The organism is Mesorhizobium sp. M7A.F.Ca.US.005.03.1.1, assembly GCF_003997975.1.
Lineage (GTDB): Bacteria > Pseudomonadota > Alphaproteobacteria > Rhizobiales > Rhizobiaceae > Mesorhizobium > Mesorhizobium ciceri.
The window spans coordinates 18,542-44,282 of the sequence record NZ_RZRO01000059.1; the positions used below are offsets into that span (position 1 = coordinate 18,542).

27 protein-coding genes and 1 pseudogene are annotated in these 25,741 nt (G+C 61.8%); 13 read left to right on the top strand and 15 right to left on the bottom strand.

The features are described 5' to 3' along the window. Positions 1–52 precede the first annotated feature (52 nt). Entirely contained in the window at positions 53–760 is a 708-nt protein-coding gene (locus tag EN990_RS22420; RefSeq protein WP_013531859.1) for a DeoD-type purine-nucleoside phosphorylase, read from the top strand. Positions 761–769: 9 nt separating this feature from the next. On the opposite strand, the gene EN990_RS22425 is transcribed toward EN990_RS22420, so the two are convergent. From EN990_RS22425 to EN990_RS22435, 3 genes are read right to left on the bottom strand one after another with little or no spacing between them, the layout of a single operon-like run. Further along, positions 770–1,987, bottom strand: coding sequence for a cytochrome c (locus EN990_RS22425; RefSeq protein ID WP_127367115.1), 1,218 nt, complete (start codon positions 1,985–1,987; stop codon positions 770–772). Beyond that, on the bottom strand, positions 1,984–3,750 hold the full coding sequence (locus EN990_RS22430) for a GMC family oxidoreductase (protein WP_127368695.1): 1,767 nt from the start codon (positions 3,748–3,750) through the stop codon (positions 1,984–1,986). Before EN990_RS22430 ends, EN990_RS22425 begins: the two co-directional genes overlap by 4 nt. A 2-nt stretch (positions 3,751–3,752) precedes the next feature. Next, a complete protein-coding gene (locus EN990_RS22435) occupies positions 3,753–4,379 on the bottom strand; it encodes a gluconate 2-dehydrogenase subunit 3 family protein (protein WP_224619294.1) in 627 nt (208 codons plus the stop codon). 588 nt (positions 4,380–4,967) lie between these two features. Here EN990_RS22435 and EN990_RS22440 point away from each other — a divergent pair. Continuing rightward, positions 4,968–5,405, top strand: coding sequence for a VOC family protein (locus EN990_RS22440; RefSeq protein ID WP_024503525.1), 438 nt, complete (start codon positions 4,968–4,970; stop codon positions 5,403–5,405). A 10-nt stretch (positions 5,406–5,415) separates the two neighbouring features. Here the strand turns inward: EN990_RS22440 and EN990_RS22445 are convergent, their stop codons facing one another. Then, a complete protein-coding gene (locus EN990_RS22445) occupies positions 5,416–5,721 on the bottom strand; it encodes a ribbon-helix-helix domain-containing protein (protein WP_063167926.1) in 306 nt (101 codons plus the stop codon). Between the two features lie 207 nt (positions 5,722–5,928). Between EN990_RS22445 and EN990_RS22450 the strand changes: the two genes are divergently transcribed. From EN990_RS22450 to EN990_RS22460, 3 genes are all read left to right on the top strand, one after another. Continuing rightward, complete coding sequence (locus EN990_RS22450) at positions 5,929–6,324, top strand: VOC family protein (RefSeq protein ID WP_027161507.1); 396 nt, start codon at positions 5,929–5,931, stop codon at positions 6,322–6,324. Between the two features lie 81 nt (positions 6,325–6,405). Next, positions 6,406–6,936 (top strand): hypothetical protein, encoded by a 531-nt coding sequence (locus tag EN990_RS22455; protein WP_024503522.1) that lies wholly within the window; start codon positions 6,406–6,408, stop codon positions 6,934–6,936. A gap of 46 nt (positions 6,937–6,982) precedes the next feature. Further along, entirely contained in the window at positions 6,983–8,554 is a 1,572-nt protein-coding gene (locus tag EN990_RS22460; protein WP_127385404.1) for a GMC family oxidoreductase, read from the top strand. Between the two features lie 64 nt (positions 8,555–8,618). Here the strand turns inward: EN990_RS22460 and EN990_RS22465 are convergent, their stop codons facing one another. Further along, a complete protein-coding gene (locus tag EN990_RS22465) occupies positions 8,619–9,032 on the bottom strand; it encodes a hypothetical protein (RefSeq protein WP_027161509.1) in 414 nt (137 codons plus the stop codon). A 312-nt stretch (positions 9,033–9,344) separates the two neighbouring features. On the opposite strand from EN990_RS22465, the gene urtA reads away from it, so the two are divergent. The 6 genes and pseudogenes from urtA to EN990_RS22495 all read left to right on the top strand — a co-directional run bounded on the left by urtA (position 9,345) and on the right by EN990_RS22495 (position 15,558). Beyond that, on the top strand, positions 9,345–10,655 hold the full coding sequence (gene urtA, locus EN990_RS22470; RefSeq protein ID WP_013531849.1) for an urea ABC transporter substrate-binding protein: 1,311 nt from the start codon (positions 9,345–9,347) through the stop codon (positions 10,653–10,655). 97 nt (positions 10,656–10,752) lie between these two features. Continuing rightward, a pseudogene (urtB, locus tag EN990_RS22475) lies at positions 10,753–12,365 on the top strand (urea ABC transporter permease subunit UrtB). Continuing rightward, positions 12,362–13,594 carry an urea ABC transporter permease subunit UrtC gene (gene urtC, locus EN990_RS22480; RefSeq protein WP_027161511.1) on the top strand — a complete coding sequence of 411 codons (1,233 nt, stop codon included), beginning with the start codon at positions 12,362–12,364 and terminating at the stop codon, positions 13,592–13,594. Before urtB ends, urtC begins: the two are co-directional and overlap by 4 nt. Positions 13,595–13,600: 6 nt before the next feature. Then, positions 13,601–14,347 carry an urea ABC transporter ATP-binding protein UrtD gene (urtD, locus tag EN990_RS22485; RefSeq protein ID WP_013531846.1) on the top strand — a complete coding sequence of 249 codons (747 nt, stop codon included), beginning with the start codon at positions 13,601–13,603 and terminating at the stop codon, positions 14,345–14,347. A 69-nt stretch (positions 14,348–14,416) separates the two neighbouring features. Next, positions 14,417–15,112, top strand: coding sequence for an urea ABC transporter ATP-binding subunit UrtE (gene urtE, locus EN990_RS22490; RefSeq protein WP_013531845.1), 696 nt, complete (start codon positions 14,417–14,419; stop codon positions 15,110–15,112). A 269-nt stretch (positions 15,113–15,381) separates the two neighbouring features. Next, positions 15,382–15,558 carry a hypothetical protein gene (locus tag EN990_RS22495; protein ID WP_013531844.1) on the top strand — a complete coding sequence of 59 codons (177 nt, stop codon included), beginning with the start codon at positions 15,382–15,384 and terminating at the stop codon, positions 15,556–15,558. 44 nt (positions 15,559–15,602) lie between these two features. On the opposite strand, the gene EN990_RS22500 is transcribed toward EN990_RS22495, so the two are convergent. The 9 genes from EN990_RS22500 to EN990_RS22540 form a co-directional block, all read right to left on the bottom strand. Continuing rightward, on the bottom strand, positions 15,603–16,754 hold the full coding sequence (locus tag EN990_RS22500) for a GGDEF domain-containing protein (protein WP_013531843.1): 1,152 nt from the start codon (positions 16,752–16,754) through the stop codon (positions 15,603–15,605). 115 nt (positions 16,755–16,869) lie between these two features. Further along, on the bottom strand, positions 16,870–17,691 hold the full coding sequence (locus tag EN990_RS22505) for a DUF72 domain-containing protein (protein ID WP_127385406.1): 822 nt from the start codon (positions 17,689–17,691) through the stop codon (positions 16,870–16,872). A 26-nt stretch (positions 17,692–17,717) separates the two neighbouring features. After that, entirely contained in the window at positions 17,718–18,188 is a 471-nt protein-coding gene (locus tag EN990_RS22510; RefSeq protein ID WP_127370558.1) for a GNAT family N-acetyltransferase, read from the bottom strand. 40 nt (positions 18,189–18,228) lie between these two features. Beyond that, the gene (gene uvrA / locus EN990_RS22515) at positions 18,229–21,150 is read right to left on the bottom strand and encodes an excinuclease ABC subunit UvrA (protein WP_063167932.1); all 2,922 of its coding nucleotides are present in this window, start codon (positions 21,148–21,150) and stop codon (positions 18,229–18,231) included. A gap of 692 nt (positions 21,151–21,842) precedes the next feature. After that, positions 21,843–22,139 carry a hypothetical protein gene (locus EN990_RS22520; protein ID WP_063172078.1) on the bottom strand — a complete coding sequence of 99 codons (297 nt, stop codon included), beginning with the start codon at positions 22,137–22,139 and terminating at the stop codon, positions 21,843–21,845. A gap of 88 nt (positions 22,140–22,227) precedes the next feature. Then, positions 22,228–22,833, bottom strand: a complete 606-nt coding sequence (locus EN990_RS22525) for an ATP-dependent Clp protease proteolytic subunit (protein WP_063167934.1) — start codon at positions 22,831–22,833, stop codon at positions 22,228–22,230. Between the two features lie 20 nt (positions 22,834–22,853). Further along, positions 22,854–23,342, bottom strand: coding sequence for an SRPBCC domain-containing protein (locus tag EN990_RS22530; RefSeq protein WP_127367158.1), 489 nt, complete (start codon positions 23,340–23,342; stop codon positions 22,854–22,856). Then, positions 23,339–23,653 (bottom strand): metalloregulator ArsR/SmtB family transcription factor, encoded by a 315-nt coding sequence (locus EN990_RS22535; protein ID WP_013531836.1) that lies wholly within the window; start codon positions 23,651–23,653, stop codon positions 23,339–23,341. The genes EN990_RS22530 and EN990_RS22535 overlap by 4 nt, the downstream gene beginning before the upstream one ends. Positions 23,654–23,697: 44 nt before the next feature. Beyond that, positions 23,698–24,117, bottom strand: coding sequence for a cupin domain-containing protein (locus EN990_RS22540; protein ID WP_013531835.1), 420 nt, complete (start codon positions 24,115–24,117; stop codon positions 23,698–23,700). Positions 24,118–24,300: 183 nt separating this feature from the next. On the opposite strand from EN990_RS22540, the gene EN990_RS22545 reads away from it, so the two are divergent. After that, positions 24,301–24,822, top strand: a complete 522-nt coding sequence (locus EN990_RS22545; RefSeq protein WP_063167936.1) for a single-stranded DNA-binding protein — start codon at positions 24,301–24,303, stop codon at positions 24,820–24,822. A gap of 134 nt (positions 24,823–24,956) precedes the next feature. Beyond that, complete coding sequence (locus EN990_RS22550) at positions 24,957–25,382, top strand: OsmC family protein (protein ID WP_127368977.1); 426 nt, start codon at positions 24,957–24,959, stop codon at positions 25,380–25,382. A gap of 31 nt (positions 25,383–25,413) precedes the next feature. On the opposite strand, the gene EN990_RS22555 is transcribed toward EN990_RS22550, so the two are convergent. Beyond that, a partial coding sequence (locus EN990_RS22555) for a MarC family protein (RefSeq protein WP_164766143.1) occupies positions 25,414–25,741 on the bottom strand: 328 nt, incomplete at its 5' end.

Sequence of the window (25,741 nt, forward strand, 5' to 3'; positions counted from 1 at the left end):
GACAACGCCATGATTGAGGGGTGAACGGCAGGAAGGCTTAGGGGAGCAACCGGTGACGCCGCACAACGAAGCGGACAAGGACGACTATGCCGACACGGTGTTGTTGCCGGGCGACCCGCAGCGCGCTGAATGGATGGCGCAAACGTTCCTGGAAGCGCCGCGCTGCATCAATCGCCGACGCGGCACGCTTGGCTTCACCGGCTTGTTTCGTGGCAAGTCCATCAGCATTCAGGCGACGGGCATCGGCGTTTCATCGTTTCTGATCTATGCGCATGAACTGCTGGACCATTATGGCGCCCGGACGCTGATCCGTACCGGCACCTGCGGCAGCCTGACCGCAAAGGCAAAGCTGCGCAGCCTTGTCATCTCGCAATCGGCACAGGCGGAAAGCGCCCAGAGCGGCCAGGTTTTCGGCCTTTATGGACCGGCTGGCCCGGACCCGGCGCTCCTCGCATCGTCACGGGCCAAGGCGGTAGAATTTGGCATCGACCATCATGTCGGCCTGACGGTCTGCAGCGACATTTTCTATCACCCGGATGGGCGTGCCCGTTTTGCCGATGCACGGGCGCAAGGAGCCCTGGCCGTGGATATGGAAACCAGCGCGCTCTATGGCATATCGGAGCATTTCGGAGCACGTGCCTTGTCGATGTGTGTTGTGGTGGACAACATCGAGACCGGCGAACAGACCGACTATTCCGAGCGCCAGGCGCTTTTCACCGACATGAGCCGTCTGGCACTCGCTGTCGCAGCCGAGAGCTAGAGTACGGGTCTACTGGGTCAATCCCTTGCGTACGGCAGCGACATCGCCGGACGAGACTGCAGGAGCCGCGTTGCCCCAACTGGCGCGCACATAGGTCAAGACGTCGGCGACCTCCTGGTCTTTCAGGCGCCAGGCCAGGGAAGGCATGGCGGGCGTCGTCGGTGCATCGGCCGTGTGCACGGCCTGGCTGCCGGCAAGGACGAGCCGTGCCAGTGTTTCGGAACTGCCCTGCGCGACGATCGAATTGCCGGCAAGGGAAGGGAAAAGCGCGCCTGACCCGGCACCATCTCCACCATGGCAGGCCGAGCAATTGTCGCGATAGATTGCCTCGCCCGCGGTCATCCGTGTTGCGTCAGGCTTTGCCGGTTGGGCGCTGTCGACATCCGAGCCCAGGCTCTTGAGGTAGACTGCAACCGCCTTGAGATCGGGATCGGTCATTTTCGACGTGGAGTTCTCGATGGCCTCCGCCATCGGACCGGAGGCAATCGAATGCGCATTGACGCCGGTCTTGAGGTATTTCACCAAATCCTCTTCCGACCACTTGCCCAGGCCCGATTGCGCATTGTTGGTGATGTCGGGGGCAAACCAGCCCTGCAGGGAGGCACCTTGCAGGAACTCGCTGTCCTTATCGGCGCCAAGGAAAGATTTGGGCGAGTGGCAGGTGCCGCAATGGCCCGCGCCCTGGACGATATAAGCGCCGCGATTCCACTCCGCCGACTTGGAGGGATCCGGCTGAAAGCTTGCTTCGGTGAAGTTGAGGGCATTCCAGCCCAGCATCGCCAGCCGGATGTTCAACGGGAACGGCAGCTGATTGGCTTCGACCTTGTTCGATACCGGTTGAACCGTCGTCAGATAGGCCCACAAGTCGGAAATGTCCCGATCGTTCATCCTGGTATAGGCGGGGTAGGGCATTGCGGGGTAGAGCCGCACACCATTGTGGCCGATGCCTGACTTCATCATGCTGCGGAAGTCGGCTTCCGACCAACTGCCGATGCCCGTCTCGCGGTCAGGCGTTATGTTGGGCGGCACAAGCGCGCCGAACGGCGTTTCGAGCGGCAGGCCGCCGGCCAGCGGTTTGCCCTCGGCTCGCGTATGACAGCCTGCACAGTCGCCGAGCACCGCCTGATACTGTCCACGTATGATCTGGTCCGCCTGGTCGGCACTCCATGCCGGGCCGCCAGTGAGGGCCGCAGCACCGATGGCGAGCGTGAGAACGAGCTTGTTCATGCCTGCACCAGGGGTGCACCGGGATTGCGCAGATATTGATTGCGGATGGCATCGGCGGCGCGGAAAGCGAGCGCGCCGACCGTTCCTGTCGGATTTTTGCCGGCATTCTGCGGGAAGGCCGACGCACCGATGACAAAGACATTGGGGACGTCCCAGCTCTGGAGGAAGGTGTTGACCGCGCTCTTCTTCGGGTCCGTTCCCATGATGGCGCCGCCCGTATTGTGGGTGCTCTGGTAGGGGACGCTGTCCCAGCCTTTCTTGCGGCGGCTGACGGCGTACTGCTTTCCGCCGAGCGCCTTGGCGATTTCCTCCATCCGGTCGCAGACATAGTTCGACATGCGGATGTCGTTGTCGGGAAAATCGAACGTCATGCGCATCAGCGGCCGCCCGAAACGGTCCTTGTAGGTCGGGTCGAGGTCGAGGTAGTTGTTGCGCGTCGCGTAGCTGCTTCCCTGGGACGAGTAGCCAAGCGTGCTCTTGTAGCCCTCGACCGTTGCCTTCTTCCAGGCGCTGCCCCATTTCGGCGTGCCGGGCAGGGTCGGCCTGGTTCCGATCGGGCGCCCGTTGGTGGGAATGCAGTTGATGCCCGCACCGCCGACGAAGTCCAGCGCGCCGTGGTCGAACGCGTCACCATTGTAATCGTCGATCGTCTGGCCGAGCGCGCCTGCGGCGATGAACGGGTTGAAGTTCTTGTCGTCGAAGAACACCTGCACGCCGGCGTTTGTCTGGTAGCAGTAATTGCGCCCAACCGTTCCTTCGCCGCTGCCGGGGTCGTAGATCTTGCCGATGCCGGACAGCATCATCAGCCGGGCATTGTGCAGGCCGTAGGCGCACAGCAGCACCAGATCGGCCGGCTGGAAGTACTCCTCGCCTGAGGTATCGACGTAGGTCACGCCGCGCGCCGACTTGCCTCCGGGAGCCAGATCGACATGCAGTACCTCGCTGTCGGTGCGGACTTCGAAATTGGACTTCTTCATCAGCACCGGAAGGACGGTGGTCTGGGCGCTCGACTTCGAATAGTTGGCACAGCCGAAGCGTTCGCAGAATCCGCAATAGGTGCATTGACCCATGGCGATGCCGAGCGGGTTGACATAGGCCCGCGACATGTTGGCGGATGGGGTCGGGAAGGGATGCAGGCCGATCGACCGGCCGACCTCGGCGAACAGGGTTGGCGCGTAGGTCATCTGCATCGGCGGGTTCGGATAATCCCGCGACCTTGGATCCTCGAACGGATTGCCGCCTTCCTGCAACTGCCCCTTGATATTGCCGGCCTTGCCCGAGATGCCTGCCAGATACTCGAACTGGTCGTAATAGGGCTCCATCTCCGCGCCGGTCACGCCCCAGTCCTCGACCTGGAGATCGGCGATTCTCGATGCACCATATTTCTTGGTCAGATTGGTCTTTATCTGAAAGTCTGAATCCCAGAACCGCCAGGTGTGGCCGTTCCAGTGGACGCCGGCGCCGCCGACGCCGTTGCCGGGGAGGAAGGAGCCGAAATCGCGCATCGGCAGCGCCTTCTGCGACGGGTCGTTGCGCACCGTCATGGTTTCCAAGGCGGGCTGCAGGAAGAGGTCGCGCCGGATGCTGTAGCGCAACTCATCCTGCGCGTAGCCGATGTTGAAATCGGTTGCCGTATCGCGCCAGGGGCCGCGTTCTATAGCCACCACGTCCAGGCCCTGATCGGTCAATTCGTGGGCCAGAATGGATCCCGTCCAGCCGAGGCCGACGATCACGACGTCTTTGCGAGGCAGTATCTTGGTCATGATCAGGCGCCTTTGCCGAGCCATTCGGGGCGCCCGATGATCGAGACAGGCGGCTGCGGATATGGCTGATTGTGTTTGCTGACATGGTCGCGGTAGTCGTAGCGGGCGCCTGGAAAACCAAGCATGCGCCACGAGACCATGTCCTTGTTGCCGCCATAGACGGGGTCGGCAAAGAACCCCTCCATGGTGTTCTGCAGCAGAAGCCCGAAGAAACCCGGCCCCTTGACGCCATTGGGCAGGTCGACCTTCCCGGCCTCCATAGCCGTCAGGAAGGCATCCTGTTCGGCCGGTGCGAGCTCGACGAATGTCTTGCCGTCCCGCTGTTTCAGGAAAGCGTCGATGGCGGCAAGCCCGGTGCGGTAACGCTGCGCCGGATTGGCCTCGCCCTGATAGCCCTGGGTGGGCAGTCCAGGCAGAAACGGGCCTTGCGTGTAAAGCCGGCTCGACGCACCGAACGCCCCCATCAACTGCCTGTCGATATAGACGGCGCAACCGGCTTCCTTGCCGCCCATGCTGAGCTCGTCGGCCGGAATGATGCGGTCGACGATCGCCTCGACTAGGGCTGCTTCCTGGGCCGAGAAAAAGTGCCAGCCGCCTGCCACGACCTGCGTCGGTGGATCGGATGCCATTGGCGTCCAGGGCAAAGTGCCCGAGAACGATCGCGCAAAACCGGCCGATGTCGCGGTTGCCGTAAACATTGCGACCGAGGACAGGAAAAGACGCCGATTCATTCGGACAGGGTTGCGACGGTTCATATTAGGAATCTCAAAAATAAGAGAGCGCGCTTGGGAAGTGATGCCCAAGTATTCATGACAACGATAGTTAGGTTAAGCCGCAGATCGAATGCCGATAGACTGCGAGATGAAAATGACCTCGTCAACCACATCACAAAATCGTTAGCGAGGGTTTGGTCTACTGTCGACCAGGTCTGCTTGTGCTGTTGGAAGCCGGTTTTCGCCCGGAACTTGGGCTGCAGCGTCGCCTCTTGCAGAGCGTCCTGGCATACGCGGCCGGATACTGGACCGATAGAAACAGCATCGTGCCATCAGGCATGAATCAGGGACAGCCACAGACCGGCTGGCGTTCGAGGTAGTGGTCGACACCAGGGCGCCACCGCGACGTATCACGAGGCGTTTCGGACCCCTTGATCATACCTGCTCAGCTGGCAAGCAGCCTAATGAGTTTACGACCTGGACGACGCCTTGTAGACTGAACACATGGCGCTCAAACGGATGGACAACATAGGAATCGTCGTCGATGACCTCGAAGAGACGATTGGTTTCTTTGGCGAGCTCGGCCTTGAGCTCGAAGGGCGGGCCACGATCGAAGGAGAATGGGCCGGACGTGTCACTGGACTGGGCGATCAACGCGTCGAGATTGCCATGATGCGGACGCCGGACGGCCACAGCCGGCTCGAACTGTCCCGCTTCCTCACGCCGCCTGTCGTCTCGGATCACCGCAACGCCCCGGTTAACGCCCTCGGCTACCTCCGCGTCATGTTCGCCGTGGACGACATTGACGGGACGCTTGAAAGGCTCCGCAATCGCGGTGCGCGGCTCGAAGGCGAAGTTGTCCAGTATAGAGACGTGTATCGGCTCTGCTACATTCGAGGGCCCGGAGGGCTTCTCATAGGGCTCGCGCAAGAACTAAGCTGAGCGCAATGCGCTAAGCGGCCTGCCGCTTCGGCACCATCTGCTCATCCATCCCCGGCCGATGGCCGCGCAGATAGAGCGCGCAGGTGGTGCGCAGCATCGACGCAAAGTTCGGGATGGCGCCGTTGATCTCTATGGCTTCGTCATAGAGCTTGGAGATGAATTTCGGCGTCGTCAGGTTCTGGTTTTCGGCGATCTCGTCAAGCAACGCCCAGAACGTCGCTTCGAGCTGGATGCTGGTCGAGTGACCGTCGATGCGAATCGAGCGGTTGATCTGGCGATAGCCTTCGGGGTCCTGGCCCGCAAACACCCTGCACATCCGACAAACCTCCCATGATTGTTGGTCTTGGGTGGACGGCGTGCAGTTTGATACTGCTTGACCTGTCCCCACACGTATTCTCGGGCAAAATTGCCGGTCCGGCAATCGGACTTTCGTCCCGTTCGCGGCTGCGGGCGTGGTAACCGGCTGCCACCACCTTTTGTCCGCGCCGCGCATAATCGCCTCCACACCAGCGCGGAGACTAATTTGGCCAAGGCGATCCACAGTATGATCCGGGTTCTCGACGAGACCCGATCGGTCGATTTCTACAGAAACGCCTTCGGGCTCAATGTCGCCGACAGGCTGGATTTCGAGACGTTCACGCTCCTTTACCTCAGCAATGCCGAGGCAGGGTTCGAGCTCGAACTGACCGTGAACAAGGATCGGCAGGAAGCTTACGGGCTCGGCGACGGCTACGGTCACTTCGCTGTCTCCGTCGCCGACCTCGACAGCGAACATGACCGTCTCGGTGCGCTTGGCCTGAATCCGAAGAAGATCGTCGAGTTCAACCGCGACGGATCGCTGATCGCCCGCTTTTTCTTCATCGAGGACCCCGACGGCTACAAGATCGAGGTTCTGCAGCGCGGAGGTCGCTTCCAATAGGAGACATAGCAGTCGCGCCGGCAGGTGCGGCGCCAGCAAACGCACTCTCAACAGTGCACATAGCAAGCAGGGAGGAATAAAATGGTCACGATCTATGACGCGAAGCCCGGGCTTTCACGTCGCGAGCTTCTCAAACGCGGCGGCATCGGCGCGCTGCTCGTCATCTCCGGTAGCGCCGTCATCAGTCCTGAACATGCCTGGGGGCTCGAGACATCGGCACTCAAGCCCGAAACCATGGCGACGCTGATCCAGATGGCGCGCGACATCTATCCGCACGATCAGGTGCCGGACAAATACTACGCCATTGCCGTGAAAGGTCATGACGAGCAGGCCGGCAAGGACGCCGCCTACAAGGCGATGCTCGAGGATGGCATCGCCGACCTCGACAAGAAATCCGGTGGCGGCGGCTATCGCGGCCTTGGCTGGGAGGACCAGCGGGTCGCGATGCTGAAGCAGATCGAGGCGACGCCGTTTTTCCAGGCCATCAGAGGCGGCCTTGTGGTCGGCCTCTACAACCAGAAAGAGGTGTGGCCGATCTTCGGCTACGAGGGCGAGTCCTATTCCAAGGGCGGCTACATCGCGCGCGGTTTCGACGACATCGAGTGGCTCTGAGCCCCGTCGTTCCTGAACCCGCAAACAGAAATCATGGGAGGAAACCATGGCAGCTTCATTTGATCTGAACAACGACGGCGTGGTCGTCATCATCGGTTCGGGCGCCGGCGGCGGCACGCTCGGCAACGAACTTGCCCAGAAGGGTGTCGACGTCGTCATCCTGGAAGCCGGCGCGCGCCACGAATACGAGGATTTCGTCAATGACGAGTGGGGTTCGTTCGCCCAGCTCGCCTGGACCGACAAGCGCACCACGTCCGGCGACTGGCGCGTGGCAAAGGATTTTCCGAACCTGCCGGCCTGGGTCGTCAAGTCGGTCGGCGGTTCGACCACGCATTGGGCGGGAGCCTCGCTGCGCTTCCAGGAGCACGAGTTCAAGACGCTCTCGACCTATGGCAAACTGGAAGGCGCCAACCTGCTCGATTGGCCGATCACGCTGGCCGAGATGGAGCCCTACTACGCCAAGGCCGAGGCCAAGATGGGCGTCACCGGCACCAATGACTGGCCGCGGCTGCCGGGCAACAACAATTTCAAGGTGTTGAAGGCCGGCGCCGACAAGCTCGGCTACAAGGAATGCCACACCGGCAACATGGCCATCAACTCGGTCGATCGCGACGATCGTAATTCCTGCCAGCAAACCGGCTTCTGCTTCCAGGGCTGTAAATGGGGCGCCAAATGGTCGACGCTCTACACCGAGATCCCCAAGGGCGAGGCGACAGGCCATCTCGAAGTCAGGCCGAATGCCATGGCGATCAAGATCAACCACGACGCCAGCGGAAAGGTGACCGGCGTCGTCTACGCCGACAAGGACGGCAAGCTGCAGGAGCAGAAGGCGCGCATCGTCGCGGTTGCCGGCAACTCGATCGAGAGCCCAAGGCTGCTGCTCAATTCGGCGTCGGGAAAATTCCCCGATGGGCTTGCCAACTCGTCGGGCCAGGTCGGCAAGAACTACATGCGCCACACCACCGGCTCGGTCTATGCCATCTTCGACAGGCCGGTGCATATGTATCGCGGCACCACCATGGCCGGCATCATCCGCGACGAGGCGCGGCATGATCCGTCGCGTGGGTTCGTGGGCGGCTACGAGTTCGAGACGCTGTCGCTCGGCCTGCCGTTCATGGCCGCATTCCTCGATCCGGGCGCCTGGGGGCGCTCGTTCACCACCGCACTCGATCACTACGACCACATGGCCGGCCTGTGGATCGTCGGTGAGGACATGCCGCGCGCGGAGAACCGCATCACGCTGCATGCAGACGAGAAGGACGCGCACGGCATGCCGATCGCCGACGTGCATTTCGACGACCATCCGAACGACACGGCGATGCGTAACCACGCCTACAAACAGGCTACGGCACTTTACGATGCGGTCGGCGCCACCCGCACCTTCCCGACGCCACCCTATCCGTCGACTCACAATCTCGGCACCAACCGGATGAGCGAGAAAGCGGAAGACGGGGTCGTCAACAAGCACGGCCAGGCGCACGACATCAAGAACCTGTTCGTGTCGGACGGCAGCCAGTTCACTACCGGGGCCGCTGAAAACCCGACCCTGACGATCGTGTCGCTGGCGATCCGCCAGGCCGACTACATCGCCGCGCAGATGTCGGCAAAGACGATCTAGTCACATCCTCCCGACGGACTGCTGGCGCGGAACCCGCAAGGTTCCGCGCCTTTTTCTTGCCGCCTTATTGCTTGGTGCAGGTCGATGCGGTGAAGGCGCCGTCGGGTTGCTTCATGATGATGTCGAAGGAGGGCACGGTTTCGCCGTCCAGCGTCGCCTGGGTCAGCGACAGCGAGTTGCCGCCGGCGGTGTAGCCGCCCAGTGGTCCCAGCCAGGAAATCACGCCGTTCGCATCCATTTGGTAGTTGTACCCTTGCTGAGCGGGGCCGAAGACGCCGAGGCTGGTGTAGACAGGGCCGCTGTAGACGTTCCCCTTAATGGTGATGTCGCCGAGGCTGAGGAACATGCCAAGCAGGTACACTTCGCAATGATAGGTGCCGTCAGGCATCTTGCCATCGCTGAAATCGGCTCGCGCGGCTCCGGTTGCTGCGGCCAGAAGCAGTATGCCGATGAAAAAGCGTGAAATCCCTGAAATCATGACGTCGCTCGTTTGAAGAGCGAGCTTGCCCTATTTTTGCACCGCGCCGCAACATCGGTCGCCCAAGGCGCCGCTATTGAGATCAAAATCTAGGCAGCCTCAGAGAATGAGCGAAAATTAGGCAAAAACTGTGTAAGCTGCGCAAATTTCCCTCAATCGATTTCTGGCCGGCTCTCTTTGTTTTGGAAGCCGCTATATCCAAGGCGCTGATATCTATGAACTATTTGTACCCTTTCGGGATCGCTGGAGCGGTTGGCATGGGGGTTGCATTGTAGTGTTGCAGTGCAATCAACTAGCTTGGGAGTCCGTAATATGAGGGGTAATTTCTCGACAATAACAAAAATGTTTTCGGCTGGTGCGGTCGCCGCCGGCCTGTTGATGTCGGCTCCGGCCAAGGCCGCCGACGACACGATCAAGGTCGGCATTCTCCATTCGCTCTCGGGGACCATGGCGATTTCGGAGACGACACTGAAGGACGCCATGCTGATGCTCATCGACGAGCAGAACGCCAAGGGCGGCCTGCTCGGCAAGAAGCTCGAGGCGGTCGTCGTCGATCCGGCTTCCAACTGGCCGCTGTTTGCCGAAAAGGCGCGCGAACTGATCTCCAAGGACAAGGTTGCGGCGGTGTTCGGCTGCTGGACCTCGGTGTCGCGCAAATCGGTGCTGCCGGTGTTCTCCGAACTCGACAACATCCTGTTCTATCCGGTCCAGTATGAGGGCGAGGAGAGCGAGCGCAACGTGTTCTACACGGGTGCGGCGCCGAACCAGCAGGCGATCCCGGCGGTCGACTATCTGATGAGCGAGGACGGCGGTTCGGTTAAGCGCTGGGTGCTGGAAGGCACCGACTACGTCTATCCGCGCACCACCAACAAGATCCTCGAGGCCTATCTGAAGGCCAAGGGTGTGGCGGCTGAAGACATCATGGTCAATTACACGCCGTTCGGCTTCTCCGACTGGCAGACCGAGGTTTCGGCGATCAAGAAGTTCGGTTCGGCCGGCAAGAAGACCGCCGTCGTCTCGACCGTCAACGGCGACGCCAACGTGCCGTTCTACAAGGAACTCGGCAACCAGGGCATCAAGGCCGAGGACATTCCGGTCATGGCCTTCTCGGTCGGCGAGGAAGAGCTTGCAGGTCTCGACACCGCGCCGCTGGTCGGCCATCTCGCCGCCTGGAACTATTTCGAGAGCATCGATACGCCCGAGAACAAGAAGTTCATCGCCGACTGGCACAAGTTCATCAAGAACGACAAGCGCACCACCAACGACCCGATGGAGGCCCATTATATCGGCTTCAACATGTGGGTGAAGGCGGTCGAGAAGGCCGGCACCACCGATCCGGACAAGGTCATCGACGCCATGATCGGCGTGTCGGTGCCGAACCTGACCGGCGGCTATTCGACGATGATGCCGAACCACCACATCACCAAGCCGGTGCTGATCGGCGAAATCCAGGCCGACGGCCAGTTCGAGACCGTGTCGCGCACGCCGGGCCTGGTGATGGGCGACGAATGGTCCGACTATCTGCCTGATTCCAAGGACCTGATCTCGGATTGGCGCGCGCCTCTGTCCTGCGGCAACTTTAATGTTGCCACCGGCAAGTGCGGCGGCAAGGGCACGAACTGATCCCTCCCAGGGCTGACCCAGTCAGACCGCGCGCGTCCGGACGGCTTCCTCCGCCGTCCGGACGCCCACTTCAACCTTCAGGGGTTACCAGAAACCGATGACCTTAATCCGCACGGGTTTGATGCTGTTGTTCCTGCTGGCGACACTGTCGTCATCGGGCGCTGGCGAAACCGATCTGCGCGGCATCATCGCCAAATTCGCCACGGCCAAGGGCTTTTCCGAGATCGGAGCCGTCGTCCACGAACTGGCAGCCGCTGGCGACCCGGCGGTGGAGCGGCCGCTTGCGGCACTTGCCGACGGCAACCTCTATGTCCGCAAGGCCGATTCCCTGGTGTTTGTCGGCAAGGAAGCGGGCGAGAGCGTCCAGCTTTCCGACCCGTTGAGCGGGGAGGCATCGGGTGAGGCGGCCAAGGACGGCATCACCAAGATCAAGGTCAACAACACGCTGCGTCGCGTCATCCGCGATGCGTTGGGCACGCTGACGCTCGGCGCCAAGGATCCGGCTGTTCGCATCGCCGCCGCCGACACCATGTTCAAGACACCTGACGCCGCAAATATCGCCCCCTCGATACGGCGATCGCCGGTGAGGCCGTGGCCAGCGTCAAGGCTCTGCTCGAACAGGCCCGTGCCGCGTCAGTTCTTGTCTCGGATCGGCCCGAAGCCGACAAGCTCGCCGCCATCGCGCTTATCGGGGCACGGGGCGATCGCGATGCTGTTTCGCTGCTCACTTCGGTCGTGGCGAATTCCACCGACGCGGTTAGGCAAGCGGCGACAGCCGCGATCGCCAACATCAATTCGACGCTGGCCTTCTGGGACGCCGGGCAGAACGTCTGGTACGGCATCTCGCTGGGCTCGGTGCTGCTGCTGGCGGCAATCGGCCTCGCCATCACGTTCGGCGTCATGGGCGTCATCAACATGGCGCATGGCGAGATGGTAATGCTCGGCGCCTACACGACCTTCGTCGTCCAGCAGGTGATCCGTACATCCTTCCCGGACCTGTTCGACTGGTCGCTGGTCATCGCACTGCCGCTCGCGTTTCTCGTCGCGGCCCTGGTTGGCCTGATCATCGAGCGCGGTGTCATCCGCTTCCTCTATGGCCGGCCGCTTGAAACGCTGCTGGCGACATGGGGCGTCTCGCTGATCCTGCAACAGGCCGTGCGCTCAATCTTCGGGCCGACCAACCAAGAGGTCGGCAACCCATCCTGGATGTCGGGCTCGTTCAATGTCGGACAGTTGGCGATCACCTGGAACCGCCTGTGGATCCTGGTTTTCGCGCTCGCTGTCTTCGGCATCCTGCTCTACGTGATGAAGCGCACGCCCTGGGGCCTGCAGATGCGCGCCGTCACCGCCAACCGGCGCATGGCTGCCTCGATGGGCATCAGGACGCCGTGGGTCGACGCGCTGACCTTCGCGCTCGGCTCCGGCATTGCCGGCATTGCCGGCGTCGCGCTGAGCCAGATCGACAACGTCTCGCCCAATCTCGGCCGCGGGTACATCATCGACAGCTTCATGGTCGTTGTCTTCGGCGGCGTCGGTAATCTGTGGGGCACGCTGGTCGGCGCCTTCTCGCTCGGCATCGTCAACAAGTTCCTCGAGCCTTATGCGGGCGCGGTGCTCGGCAAGATCGTCGTGCTGGTGCTGATCATCCTGTTCATCCAGAAACGCCCGCGCGGCCTGTTCGCGCTCAAGGGGAGGGCGGTGGAAGCATGATCACGGGACGCTTCTTTGCCGCCGGCGCGGACCGCCGCATCGCCATTACGATCTCCATCCTGCTGGCGGTGGCCGTCATCGTGCCGTTGCTCAACCTTGCGGTGTCTCCTACCAGCGCCTTCTACATCCCATCCTACATCGTCGCGCTGACCGGCAAATATCTCTGCTATGCGCTGCTTGCCTTGGCGCTCGACCTGGTCTGGGGCTATTGCGGCATCCTTTCGCTCGGCCACGGCGCCTTCTTCGCGCTCGGCGGCTATGCAATGGGCATGTATCTGATGCGTCAGATCGGCTCGCGCGGCGTCTATGGCAATCCCGTCCTGCCCGACTTCATGGTGTTCCTGAACTACAAGGAACTGCCATGGTTCTGGTATGGCTTCGACCATTTCTGGTTCGCCGGCCTCATGGTGCTCGCGGTGCCTGGCCTGCTGGCTTTCGTCTTCGGCTGGTTCGCCTTCCGCAGCCGCGTCACCGGCGTTTATCTCTCCATCATTACCCAGGCGATGACGTATGCGCTGCTGCTTGCCTTTTTCCGCAACGATATGGGGTTCGGCGGCAACAACGGCCTGACCGATTTCAAGGATATTCTGGGCTTCAACGTGCAGGCCGACGCGACGCGCTCGGCGCTGTTTGCCGCCAGCGCGGTGATGCTGGCACTTGCCGTCTTCGTCACCTGGGCGATCGTCGGCTCAAAATACGGCAAGCTCTTGATGGCGGTACGCGATGCCGAGAGCCGCACGCGCTTTCTCGGCTGGCGGGCGGAGAACGTGAAACTGTTCGCCTTCACCGTCTCGGCCGTCATGGCCGGCATAGCCGGTGCGCTCTACGTGCCGCAGGTCGGCATCATCAACCCTGGTGAATTCGAGCCGGCCAATTCGATTGAAGTCGTCGTCTGGGCGGCTGTCGGCGGGCGCGGCACCATTGTCGGGCCGATCATCGGTGCGTTGCTGGTCAATGCCGGAAAATCCTGGTTCACCGGCGTACTGCCGGAGTTCTGGCTGTTTGCACTGGGTGGACTATTCGTCGCCGTCACGCTTTTGCTGCCCAAGGGCATCATCGGCATGTGGGACAGCTGGCGCGGCAACGCCAAGGCGTTGCGAGCTGCTTCGATTGCCGAGGAAGCCGGCACCGATGCCGATGTCTCGCCGCCGGCGAAAATCGTTCGCAGTGAAGCAAGAAAGCCAGGTGACTGGTCCGCCAGCAACCCCGAACCACAGCCGGCGGAGTGAGCGACCATGTCAAAGTCGAACACGATCCTTTATCTCGACGGCGTCTCGGTCTCCTTCGACGGCTTTCGCGCCATCAACAATCTGTCGCTGGTGCTCGACAAGGGCGAGATGCGCGCCATCATCGGCCCCAACGGCGCCGGCAAGACGACGATGATGGACATCGTCACCGGCAAGACGCGGCCCGACGAGGGCGAAGTGTTCTTCGACGGCCAAGTCGATCTGACCAAGCACGACGAGGCCGAGATCGCAATGATGGGCATTGGCCGTAAATTTCAGAAGCCGACCGTCTTCGAAAGCCACACGATCGAGGAAAACCTGATGCTGGCGCTGAAGGGTCCTCGCTCGATCTTCCCGGCGCTGTTTCACCGCCGCTCGGCCGCCGAGACGCGGCAGATCGATGACATCCTCGGCATCATCCGGCTTGGCGACAAGCGTGACGAACTGGCGGCCAATCTCAGCCATGGGCAAAAGCAGTGGCTGGAGATCGGCATGCTCTTGGCGCAGGACCCGAAACTGCTTCTGGTTGACGAGCCGGTCGCCGGCATGACCGATGCCGAGACCGAGGAAACCGCGCGGCTGCTCAAGGATATCGCCCGCGACCATTCGGTCATCGTCGTCGAGCACGACATGCATTTCGTGCGCGAGCTCGGCGTCAAGGTCACCTGCCTGCACGAGGGCTCGGTGCTCTCGGAAGGCACACTCGATTTCGTGTCGGCCGACGAGCGTGTCGTCGAAGTCTATCTGGGGAGATGAGCATGGTCTGGCGGGTTCAGTTCCATCACTTCGATCTGTCGTTTCTCAGGTTCTGGAGACGGCGCTGACATGCTCGAAGTTTCCAATGCCACGCTGCACTACGGCGCCGCCCAGGCGCTGCGCGGCGTATCGCTGAAGGCGGGCGCCGGCAAGATCACCTGCGTGCTCGGCCGCAACGGCGTCGGCAAGACCAGTTTGATGAGATCGATCGTCGGCCACCACCGGCTGACGAGCGGAAGCGTTGCCTTCGAGGGGAAGGCGCTCGACCGGAGCGCGGCGTATGACCGCGCCCGGTCGGGCATCGCATTCGTACCGCAGGGCAGGGAGGTCTTTCCGCTGCTCACCGTGCGGGAGAACCTGGAATCAGGCTTTGCGCCGCTGAGGCGAGCCGACCGCAACATTCCGGCGCATGTCTTCGAATTGTTCCCTGTGCTGAAGCAGATGCTCGGCCGTCGCGGCGGCGATCTTTCCGGCGGCCAGCAGCAACAGCTCGCCATCGGGCGGGCGCTGGTGATGCGGCCGAAACTGCTCGTGCTCGATGAACCGACCGAGGGCATACAGCCGTCGATCATTAAGGACATCGGCCGCGCCATCCGCTATCTGCGCGACCAGGCGGGCATCGCCGTGCTTTTGGTCGAACAATATCTCGATTTCTGCCGCGAGCTCGCCGACGAGGTCAACATCATGGACCGGGGCGTGATCGTCCATACCGGCCCGGCTGAAGATTTAGACCGGGCTGATGTGCGGAAGTTCCTTACCGTCTAGAATTGGCGGTGAACTTCAGTTGGCGATCCGAAGTTCTTGCCAAGTCCAATATTTCTCCATCCGATCACCTGCGTCTCTGGCACGCTCAATATCGCGTGCTAGTCTTTTCCATGGCTTTGTGAGTCGGCCGCTTCCGTATCAGTCTGGTTATCGCAGATCGAGGACCACGGCCAATGCCGGGCAAGTTTCACGCAAGCAAGGCTGCCTAGCTTCCCTCCTGCGATCTCTGTCGTTCAAACGCGTTTGGGCACACAGGCTAAAGGACAGCCATGGAACGTTACGTCGAGGATTACCAGAAGCGGCGGCTTACCGAACGCGTCGACATCATCGCTGCCATCAATATCTTGAGATCACAGGGCTGCGACTACGACGATCTGATCGAGGAGATCACCAAGGTCTTCTATGTCGATCTCGATACCTTCAATGAGATTGTCATGGCGGCCTAGGAGCCGCATTCGTCTCCCCACGATCAGAGGCCGGTGTTGCGCGATTAGCTTGCGCGCCTGAACGGAGACGCGGTGACGCGGTTACGGCCTCCGCGCTTGGCGTCGTAGAGCGCCTTGTCGGCGGCGTTGAGCACCTTGTCGAAGCCGAGGCCTTCCTTGGTGCCGAAAGCAAATCCGGCACTGACGGTGCATATCAGCGAGCCTGTCTCGGTTTCGATGCGGTGCGCGGCGAAAGCTGCCCGTATGGCCTCGGCGGTGGCCTCCACCGTTTCGGGCAAGGTCCGCTTCAGCACCAGCGCGAACTCCTCGCCGCCCATGCGCGCGGCGACGTCGGCCGGGCGGCGATTGCTGGCGAGTTCCCGTGCAAACACCCTCAGCACTTCATCACCGGCGGCGTGGCCGAATTCGTCGTTGATGGCCTTGAAGTTGTCGAGATCGAAGACGACCACCGCCGTGAAGGCGCCGACCGGCGCATCGCCGTGCAGGTCGAACAGGGCGCGGCGGTTGAGCAGGCCGGTCAGCGGGTCGGTCAGGGCATTGTGGCGGTGATGCCGGGCCAAGCGTCCCTGATTCAGGGCCAGGGAAAGCGCTCCAATCCCGGTCATGCTGGCGATGACGATGATGAGGCTCAGTTCCTCGGCCCAGTTGCTTGGCGCATGTCCAAGGACCAGCTTTCCATCCAAGGCTAAAACCATGGCGCAGAGAGCGAAGGATGCGGCCGTGGCAGAATAGAGCGCGGTGATACCGATCGTCAGGGCAGGGGCTTCGTCGCGGCCCTTCCAGTATTCGACCGCCGTTGCGAACAGAAGCAAGGCGGCGAAGGCATTTTCGAACATGAAGCCCAGCCCGTCATAGCCTAGAGCCATGGGAGGCAACGTCACGGCCAGCGAAATGGCGCTGCCAAGTACAGTTCGGGGCACTGGCGAGCCGCCGGTTCTAAACTGGTAGGCCGCGCCCAGCATTGTCGAGAAACCGAGCAGGAGGAAAGCCAGCGTGGCGATGCCCAGCAGGCGCCCGGGCATGTCGATATAAGCGTCATAGACAAAAATATCGCCGACCACGAACACCAGGCTGATCGCCCATGTCAGCAGGAATTTCTCCGAGCGAGCGGTCAGCCACATGCCGAACAATGTCAGGCTCAGGCAGGCCGCGGAAAAACCGACAGCCAGGAGAAGTGAAGTGTAGTCGAGCGACATGCCCCTCGTCCTTGCCCGTGGCGGCCCAGATCTGCGACTGGTCTGGCTGGATTCATGCAGCAAGGAGGTATCGATAAGGTTACGACGGTGGCGAAGATGCCATGATTCCGCTGCGTCAGGGCACCGGTTGACCCTGGTCCACTCGCTTCATCAGTGCCATGGCGCCGAACGGCGCGCGCACCTTGCCCTCGGTGATGAAGTAAACGAACACGTCGCGCGGCTTGACCGGCGCATCGGTGGCGGGGTCGGCGCGCCGCAGGTCGGCCGGCTGCTTGCCTTGCGCCCAGGTCTTTACCCGCGCGGCCCATTCATCGAGGCCTTTCGGCGTATAGCAGTCGGGATTGTCATCGCTGCCGGTCTGCAGTCGGGCGTAGACGAAATCGGCGGTGATGTCGGCGATATCAGGATATTTGGCATGGTCGGCGTAGACGATCGCGGCCTTGTATTTTCGGGCAAGTGCTGCGAATTCCGGCACGACAAAACTGTCGTTGCGGACTTCGAGCGCATGGCGCAGCGCAACGCCGTCCTGCTTTTCCGGTAGCAGCTTCAGGAAGGCTTCGAAATCGTCCGGATCGAATTTCTTGGTCGGCGCGAACTGCCACAGGATCGGCCCGAGCTTTTCGCCGAGCGCCGCCACGCCGGAGCCAAGGAAGCGCATCATCGATTCGCCGGCCTCGCCCAGCACGCGCCGGTTGGTGACGAAGCGGTTGCCCTTCAGCGAATAGACAAAGCCGTCCGGCGCTTCGCTGGCCCATTTGACGAAGGTCGGCTCCTTGAAGCTGGAATAGTAGGTGCCGTTGACCTCGATGCTCGGCACCTGGCGAGTGGCGTAGTTCAACTGCTTGGCCTTGGAAAGCTTGTCGGGATAGAAGGACGTATCCCAGGGTTCGAAGGTCCAGCCGCCCATGCCGGCGCGGATTGTTCCCGATGTGCTCATTGTCATCCTCCCAATGCAGAAAAAGATCAGGCCGCGGTAATCTGATCGACGGTTTTGATCATGTCGACGAGCACCCATCCTGGCCGGTAGGGATTGGGCCGGCGACCCGTTTCGTGGAAACCATAGGCAAGATAGAGCGCAATGTTCCGCTCCATCCTGGCGTTGGTGTAGAGCCGCACTTCTGGCAGACCCCAGAGATGGGTCTGCTCATCCGCGTGTTTCAGCAGCGCAATGCCGAAGCCCTTGCCTTGAAAGTCGGGGGAGACCGCGACGGAGAATATCATCGCGTGGTCGTCATGTCGCTCCAGCGCGATCAGCCCGGCAAGCTCGCCGCCACTTTCCAGCAACCAGACCTCGCCGCGCGCGATGCGCGGCGCATAGTCCTCGGTGACCGGGATCGGCGGCGCGCCGAACAGCGCGATGTAAGGCGCATAGGCCGCTTCCGTCAGCGAGACGACGGTTTGGAGATCACCGGCAAGCGCTCTTCTGATTGTCATTCAAAAGCTCTCCAGAGCTCTCCAGGCGCCAACCGGTCGATCACTCCGCCGCTTCGCGTTTGCCTCCGGGACGTCGCTCCAGAAGCTCCTTGAGGAACTGGCCGGTGTAGCTGCGCTTTTCGCGCACGATGGCTTCCGGCGTGCCGGAGGCGACCAGTTCGCCGCCGCCGTCGCCGCCTTCGGGGCCGAGGTCGAGCACCCAGTCCGCGGTTTTTATCACTTCGAGATTGTGCTCGATGACCACCACCGTGTTGCCCTGGTCTACCAGTTCGTGCAGCACTTCCAGCAGTTTGGCAACGTCGTGGAAATGCAGGCCAGTGGTCGGCTCATCCAGGATGTAGAGCGTCTTGCCGGTCGCCTTGCGCGACAGTTCCTTGGCCAGCTTGATGCGCTGCGCCTCGCCGCCGGACAGCGTTGTCGCCTGCTGGCCGATATGGATGTAGCCGAGGCCGACCTGCTTCAGCGTGTCGAGCTTGTCGCGCACGCCGGGCACCGCGGCGAAGAAATCGACGCCTTCCTCGACCGTCATGTCGAGCACGTCGGCGATCGACTTGCCCTTGAACAGGACATCGAGCGTCTCTCTGTTATAGCGCTTGCCGTGACAGACGTCGCAGGTGACGTAGACGTCGGGCAGGAAGTGCATCTCGATCTTGATGACGCCGTCGCCCTGGCAGGCCTCGCAGCGGCCGCCCTTGACGTTGAACGAGAAGCGTCCCGGCTGATAGCCGCGCGCCTTGGCCTCCGGCAGGCCAGCGAACCAGTCGCGGATCGGCGTGAAGGCGCCGGTATAGGTGGCCGGGTTTGAACGCGGTGTGCGGCCGATCGGCGACTGGTCGATGTCGATGACCTTGTCGAGGAATTCGAGGCCCTCGATGCGGTCGTGGTCGGCCGGATGTTCGCGCGAGCCCATGATGCGTCTCGAGGCGGCCTTGAACAGCGTCTCGATCAGGAAGGTCGACTTGCCGCCGCCGGACACGCCAGTGACGGCGGTGAAGGTGCCGAGCGGGATTTCGGCGGTGACGTTCTTCAGATTGTTGCCGCGCGCGCCGACGATCTTGATGCGGCGGTTCTTCTTCGCTTCACGCCGCACGCCGGGCGTCGCCACTTCGAGCGCGCCCGACAGATATTTGCCAGTGATCGAATTGGGATTGGCCATGACCTGCTGCGGCGTGCCCTGGGCGATGATCTCGCCGCCATGGATGCCGGCGGCCGGGCCCATGTCGACGACATAGTCGGCATGCAGGATGGCGTCCTCGTCATGCTCGACGACGATCACCGTGTTGCCGATGTCGCGCAGGTGCTTCAGCGTATCGAGCAGGCGCGCATTGTCGCGCTGGTGCAGGCCGATCGACGGCTCGTCCAGCACATAGAGCACGCCGGTCAGGCCGGAGCCGATCTGCGATGCCAGCCGGATGCGCTGGCTCTCGCCGCCCGACAGCGTGCCGGAATTGCGCGACAGCGTCAGATAGTCGAGCCCGACATCGTTGAGGAAGCGCAGCCGTTCACGGATTTCCTTGAGCACACGCACCGCGATTTCGTTCTGCTTGTCGTTGAGCGACGCGGGCAGGTCGGTGAACCACTGGTCGGCCTTGCGGATGGAAAGCTCGGTGACTTCGCCGATGTGCCTGCCGGCGATCTTCACCGCCAGCGACTCGGGCTTCAGCCGATAGCCCTTGCAGACCGGGCAGGGTGTGGCCGACATGAAGCGCTCGATCTCCTCGCGCATCCAGGCGGATTCGGTCTCTTTCCAGCGCCGCTCGAGATTGGGGATGACGCCTTCGAAAGTTTTCGTCGTCTTGTAGGAGCGCAGGCCGTCATCATACTGGAAGGTGATCTCGCGCTCGCCGGTGCCGCGCAGGACGGCTTCCTTGGCCTCTTCAGACAAATCCTTGAACTTGTCGCCGAGCTTGAAGCCATAGGCCTTGCCCAATGCCTCCAGCGTCTGCGCGTAATAGGGCGAGGTCGACTTCGCCCACGGGCTGACGGCGCCGTCGCGCAGCGAGATGTTTTCATCCGGCACGATCAGATTGCCGTCGATGGCGCGCTGGCTGCCGAGACCGTCGCAGGTCGGGCAGGCGCCGAACGGGTTGTTGAACGAGAACAGCCGCGGTTCGATTTCCGGAATGGTGAAGCCGGAGACCGGGCAAGCGAACTTTTCCGAGAACAGGATGCGCTCATGCGTCTCGTTCTTCGACTTGTTGACCGAATCCTCGCCGGTCTGGCTGGAATCGAGCGGCTTGTCGGCGAATTCGGCGACCGCCAGCCCATCGGCCAGCTTCAGCGCCGTTTCGATGGAATCGGCAAGCCGCGTCGCGAGGTCGCCGCGCACGACGATGCGGTCGACGACGACATCGAGGTCATGCTTGTACTTCTTGTCCAGCGCCGGCACGTCGGCGATCTCATAGAAGACGCCGTCGACCTTGACGCGCTGAAAGCCCTTCTTCTGCAGTTCCAGCAATTCCTTGCGGTACTCGCCTTTGCGGCCGCGCACCATCGGCGCCAGGATGAACAGGCGCGTGCCTTCCTCGATCGCCAGCACGCGGTCGACCATCTGCGAAACCGTCTGGCTCTCGATCGGCAGGCCGGTGGCCGGCGAATAGGGGATGCCGACGCGCGCAAAAAGCAGGCGCATATAGTCGTAGATCTCGGTGACGGTGCCGACCGTCGAACGCGGGTTCTTCGATGTGGTCTTCTGCTCGATGGAAATGGCAGGCGACAGGCCGTCGATCTGGTCGACGTCAGGCTTCTGCATCATTTCGAGGAATTGCCGCGCGTAGGCCGACAGGCTTTCGACGTAGCGCCGCTGGCCCTCGGCATAGATCGTGTCGAAGGCAAGCGATGACTTGCCGGACCCCGACAGGCCGGTCATGACAATCAGGCTGTCACGCGGCAGGTCGAGATCGACATTCTTCAGATTGTGTTCGCGCGCCCCGCGAATGGAAAGATATTTATGGTCGGCCATAGCCGGTCGCCGCCTCAGAATCTGGAATTTCCTGGAATGGCGGGTTTTCCCGGCCATCCCCTATGTAGGTAGTTTTGCCGCCACGTCGAGAGACGCCACAATTCCCGACAAAAGCGTTTAAGCGTCTTTCGCGTGAACGGGCAAGCGGAAAGAACAAAGGCCGAACACGCTCCTGACAAAGCTGTGCAAAAACTGACTTGTACGTAACCTCCCGGCGATCACGTTTTTCGGTAACCGGCTATTGATGGTTGACGCGGGCAACCCAGGAGCGCAGTCTCCGGAAGTCAACGAAGCCGGCCGTCTTTCGATGGCCTCGCCGCCCAAAGGCGGCCTGCGAGACGCCGCAGGCATTTGCGATTTGTGCTTCGAATTGACAACAATCGCAACGGACAGAGGAGCGGAGCTATGACGCCACCGGATCGTCCCCTAGGGTTCCAGTTGTCACTGGAGCCGCGGCAGGCATAAGTGCCAGGGTTTAGCGTCTGCGCCACCCGGCAAACCGTGACCTGCCATATCTCCTAAAAATCAGAGACTGCTAGTCGGATCGTCGGCCGAACGCCGCGGTGCATCCGAAATCAAACGCCGGCAGTACACTCCCGGCAAAGTTGGATTTGAGATCCAGAAGGCCCCGTCCGTTTGCCCAAGGCACGGCGGGGCCGTTTTTTGTGGGGAACGCTCATTTCCGCGCGCACTCAGTGACGCGGCGGCCCGATCGAGCCGGCGCCGACATCGACGGTGATGCTGCCGGAAATCCTGACATCCGTATCGCCGATCTTGAATGTGCCGTTCTCGCCGGCCGGCAGCGCATCGTCCGGCTCGGGAGCCGGCTTGGCGATGCGGTAGTCGCCGGTCACGCCGGGCAGGGCGCTTTTTTGCGTCGACGGCGAACTGTCCTCTGCAAGAGCCGCGCCACTCACGAGACTGGCAAAAGCGAGCACCACGACGGCGATGACGGGGCGCAGTGGTCTGGAAGGATGAGTGTCGGTCATCCCAGGACTATAGTGGCGCGCCGCCCATGGAACCAGACCGGCATCGTCAAATCTTCGGCAGCCGGCCGGACTCCGCTCCGGCCCTGGCTTACGCCGCCTTTTTGCGCGTGTCGAAAACATGGTCGACGATGCCCCATGCCTGCGCCTCGCGGGCGGTCATGAAGTGGTCGCGGTCCAGCGTGCGCTCGACCTCTTCATAGGTACGGCCGCAATGCTGCGCGTAGAGCTCGGCCATGTGCCGTTTCGTCCTGCCGATGCGCTCGGCATGGCGCTGGATGTCGGAGGCCTGGCCCTGAAACCCGCCCAGCGGCTGATGCAGCAGGATGGTGGCGTTCGGCAGGGAAATCCGGCGCCCCGGTGTGCCTGCCATCAGCAGGAACGAGCCCATCGAAGCGGCAAAGCCCATGCATACGGTCGACACCGGACAGCTGATATATTGCATCGTGTCGTAGATGGCGAAACCACTGGTCACCACGCCGCCCGGCGAGTTGATGTAGAGCGAGATCTCCTTGTCCGGATTGTCCGATTCCAGCGACAAAAGCTGCGCGCAGACCAGCGCCGAGATGTCGTCGTTGATCTCGCCGTTGATGAAGATGATGCGCTCGCGCAGCAGCCGCGAAAAGATGTCGAAGGCGCGTTCGCCGCGGCTCGATTGCTCGATGACCATCGGCACCAGACTGGCAACACCGCTCATTTTTCTTCTCCGATTTTCTATTATGCCGCGCGCAGAAGGCGCGGTGCGTTCGCGGCGATGGGCTTTCCAATTGCGCGCAAACCGAGCGAAAGACGGCAGCCGGCGCCTGCCATGGCGATGGCAGGCATGGCCTTGCGGGCAAAGCCGTCATGGACGACACGCAGATGCGTGCCGCCGGAAACGGTTCGGGCAAGTGTGAAGGTGACGGTACTGTCGAGCGGATCCTGCCTGGCTGCGTCGCCCGGCTGCTCCCGCCAGGAATAGCGCAGCAGCTTCTCGGGTTCGGCGTCGAGGATTTCGCATTCGATCGGCGTGTCCGGCCGGGCGAAGGCGAAACGGTTGCCGATCTCGAGGCTGATGTCGTTCGGCATCATCCAGGCGGCCAGCAATTCCGGTACGGTCAGGGCCCGCCAGACCTTTTCCGGCGGCTCGGCAAGGTCGTACTCGAACTCGAGCGCATCCGCGGCGTCGATTTGGCCCTCGTTGGTCGTTGATCCCGCCTTCTTCATTGATCCATGTCCTTCAAAACCGCCTTCAGCCTTTCGATGCGTTCCGGCCAGAAAGTCCGGTAGCGTTCGATCCAGGAGAGCAAGGGAGCGAGCCCCTGCGGATCGGCGCGGTAATAGGCGTTGCGGCCGGCTCGCCGCTCGACCACCAGGCCGGCGCCACGCAGCACCGCCAGATGCTGCGACACCGCGGGCTGCGACACCGTCATACCGGTGCGCAATTCCGACACGCTCATCTCGCCTGCGGCCAGCCGCTCAAAGACGGCGCGGCGCGTCGGGTCGGCCAGTGCGCGAAAAATCTCTGCTTCGATCATGTCGAAAGCATAAGTGAATACTTATTGATTTGGCAAGCACTGTTTTACGAGATTGTCGGAAGCCAGCGTCTCACCATTCCGGCAGGCCCATCGAACGTCGCCTCGAAAATCGGCGACGCAAGGACGGCGTGGATGTGAAGCGTTCCAGTGCCGGCGTTCTTGAACCCGTGTTTCCTGTTCGCGGGGACAACGAGAGACTGGCCCGATGTCACGACTGTATGCTCATCGTCGATCCACATCTCAGCCCTACCGGCGATAACGGTCAGCACTTCCTCCACGGGATGCCAATGCGTTGGGGCGCCGACCGTGGGCTCGACCCATTGCTCGAATATGCAAAGTTGCGATGCACCATTGCTGGCCGACACATGCATGCGTGTTTCCACACCTGCTCGCCATTGCTCGCGCTGCTGGTCCTCATGTGCGACAGACTTCATTTGATCGCCCCCGGTCAGATCCGATTTCATGGAAATTTCCGGCCGGGACACTACATCTTGCTGACAAACATTGACAGAACGTCATCTGCACCATAGAACGAACAGGGAACAAAAACCTTGTGGGTAAAGGCAGCCACGGCAAGCGGCTGACGCCTGCAGCCTGTAAGGTGCTGCGACAAAAAAATTTGTTTCGGATGAGCGCGGAGAAATATCATGGCGGGTAGCGTCAACAAGGTCATTTTGGTCGGCAACCTCGGCGCGGATCCCGAAATCCGTCGCCTCAACTCGGGCGAGCCGGTCGTCAACATTCGCATTGCGACGTCGGAAAGCTGGCGTGACAAGAATTCCGGCGAGCGCAAGGAAAAGACCGAATGGCACAACGTCGTCATCTTCAATGAGGGCATCGCCAAGGTGGCGGAGCAGTATTTGAAGAAGGGCATGAAGGTCTATGTCGAGGGCCAGCTGCAGACGCGCAAATGGCAGGACCAGACCGGCGCCGACAAGTACACGACGGAAGTCGTGCTGCAGAAATTCCGCGGTGAGCTGCAGATGCTCGACGCGCGCGGGCAGGGTGAAGGCGGCCAGGTTGGCGGCTATGCCGGTGGCGGCAGCAGCCGTGGTTCCGATTTCGGCCAGTCCAGCCCGAGCGAAGGCTTCAATCGCAGTGGCGGCGGTGCCAAGAGCGGCGGCGGTGGCGGTTCGTCGCGCGAACTGGACGACGAAATCCCGTTCTGATCGCAACTGCAGATGTTGTTTTTGGCTTAAGTCAAACATTGCGCCCGAGAGTCCCTCATGGACTTTCGGGGTTTTGCATTGTCGAACTGAACGCCGACATGGCGATCAACGAAATATGGCGAAGGACGAGTTCGATGAAAGCACGCGTAAAATGGGTCGAGGAACGCACTTTCGTCGGCGAGTCCGGTAGCGGCCACAAACTGGTGCTGGGAACCGCGCCCGGACCGGAAGGCAGGACGCCGGGACCGAGCCCGATGGAGCTGGTGCTGATCGGCACCGGCGGCTGTTCGGCCTATGATGTCGTGCACATCCTCGAAAAGGGGCGCGAGGCGGTCGAGGACTGCGTGGTCGAGCTCGAGGCCAACCGGGCGGAAACCGAACCCAGAGTGTTCACCCGCATTCATATGCATTTCGTCGTCAAGGGCAGGCAACTCTCCAGCGACAAGGTGAAACGCGCGATCGACCTTTCGATCGAAAAATATTGCTCGGCCTCCGCGATGCTTGCCAAGACCGCCACGATTACCCACGATTTCGAGGTCGTCGACACGACGGCGAGATAGAGCCGGCTTCGATTCTCGCCGCGTCAGCCTGTCAGCCCGCTATCAGCGCCTTGATGCCGTCGGCGACGAATTGCACGGCCAGTGCTGCCAGGATGACGCCGAGCAGGCGGGTCAGGATCGAGCGGCCGGTCTGGCCGAGGATGCGGTCTATGCGTTCCGACAGCACGAACACCAGATAGGTGATGGCAAGGCAGACGAAGATGATGCCGACCAGCGCCGCCTGCGCCGCGAAGCCTTGAAAGGAACCTGAGAGCAGCACAGTTGCCGAAATGGCGCCGGGACCCGCGATCAGCGGGATTGCCAGCGGGAAGGCGGCGATGTTGTGGATCATGTCCTTGGTGATGGCGACGTCGCCGATC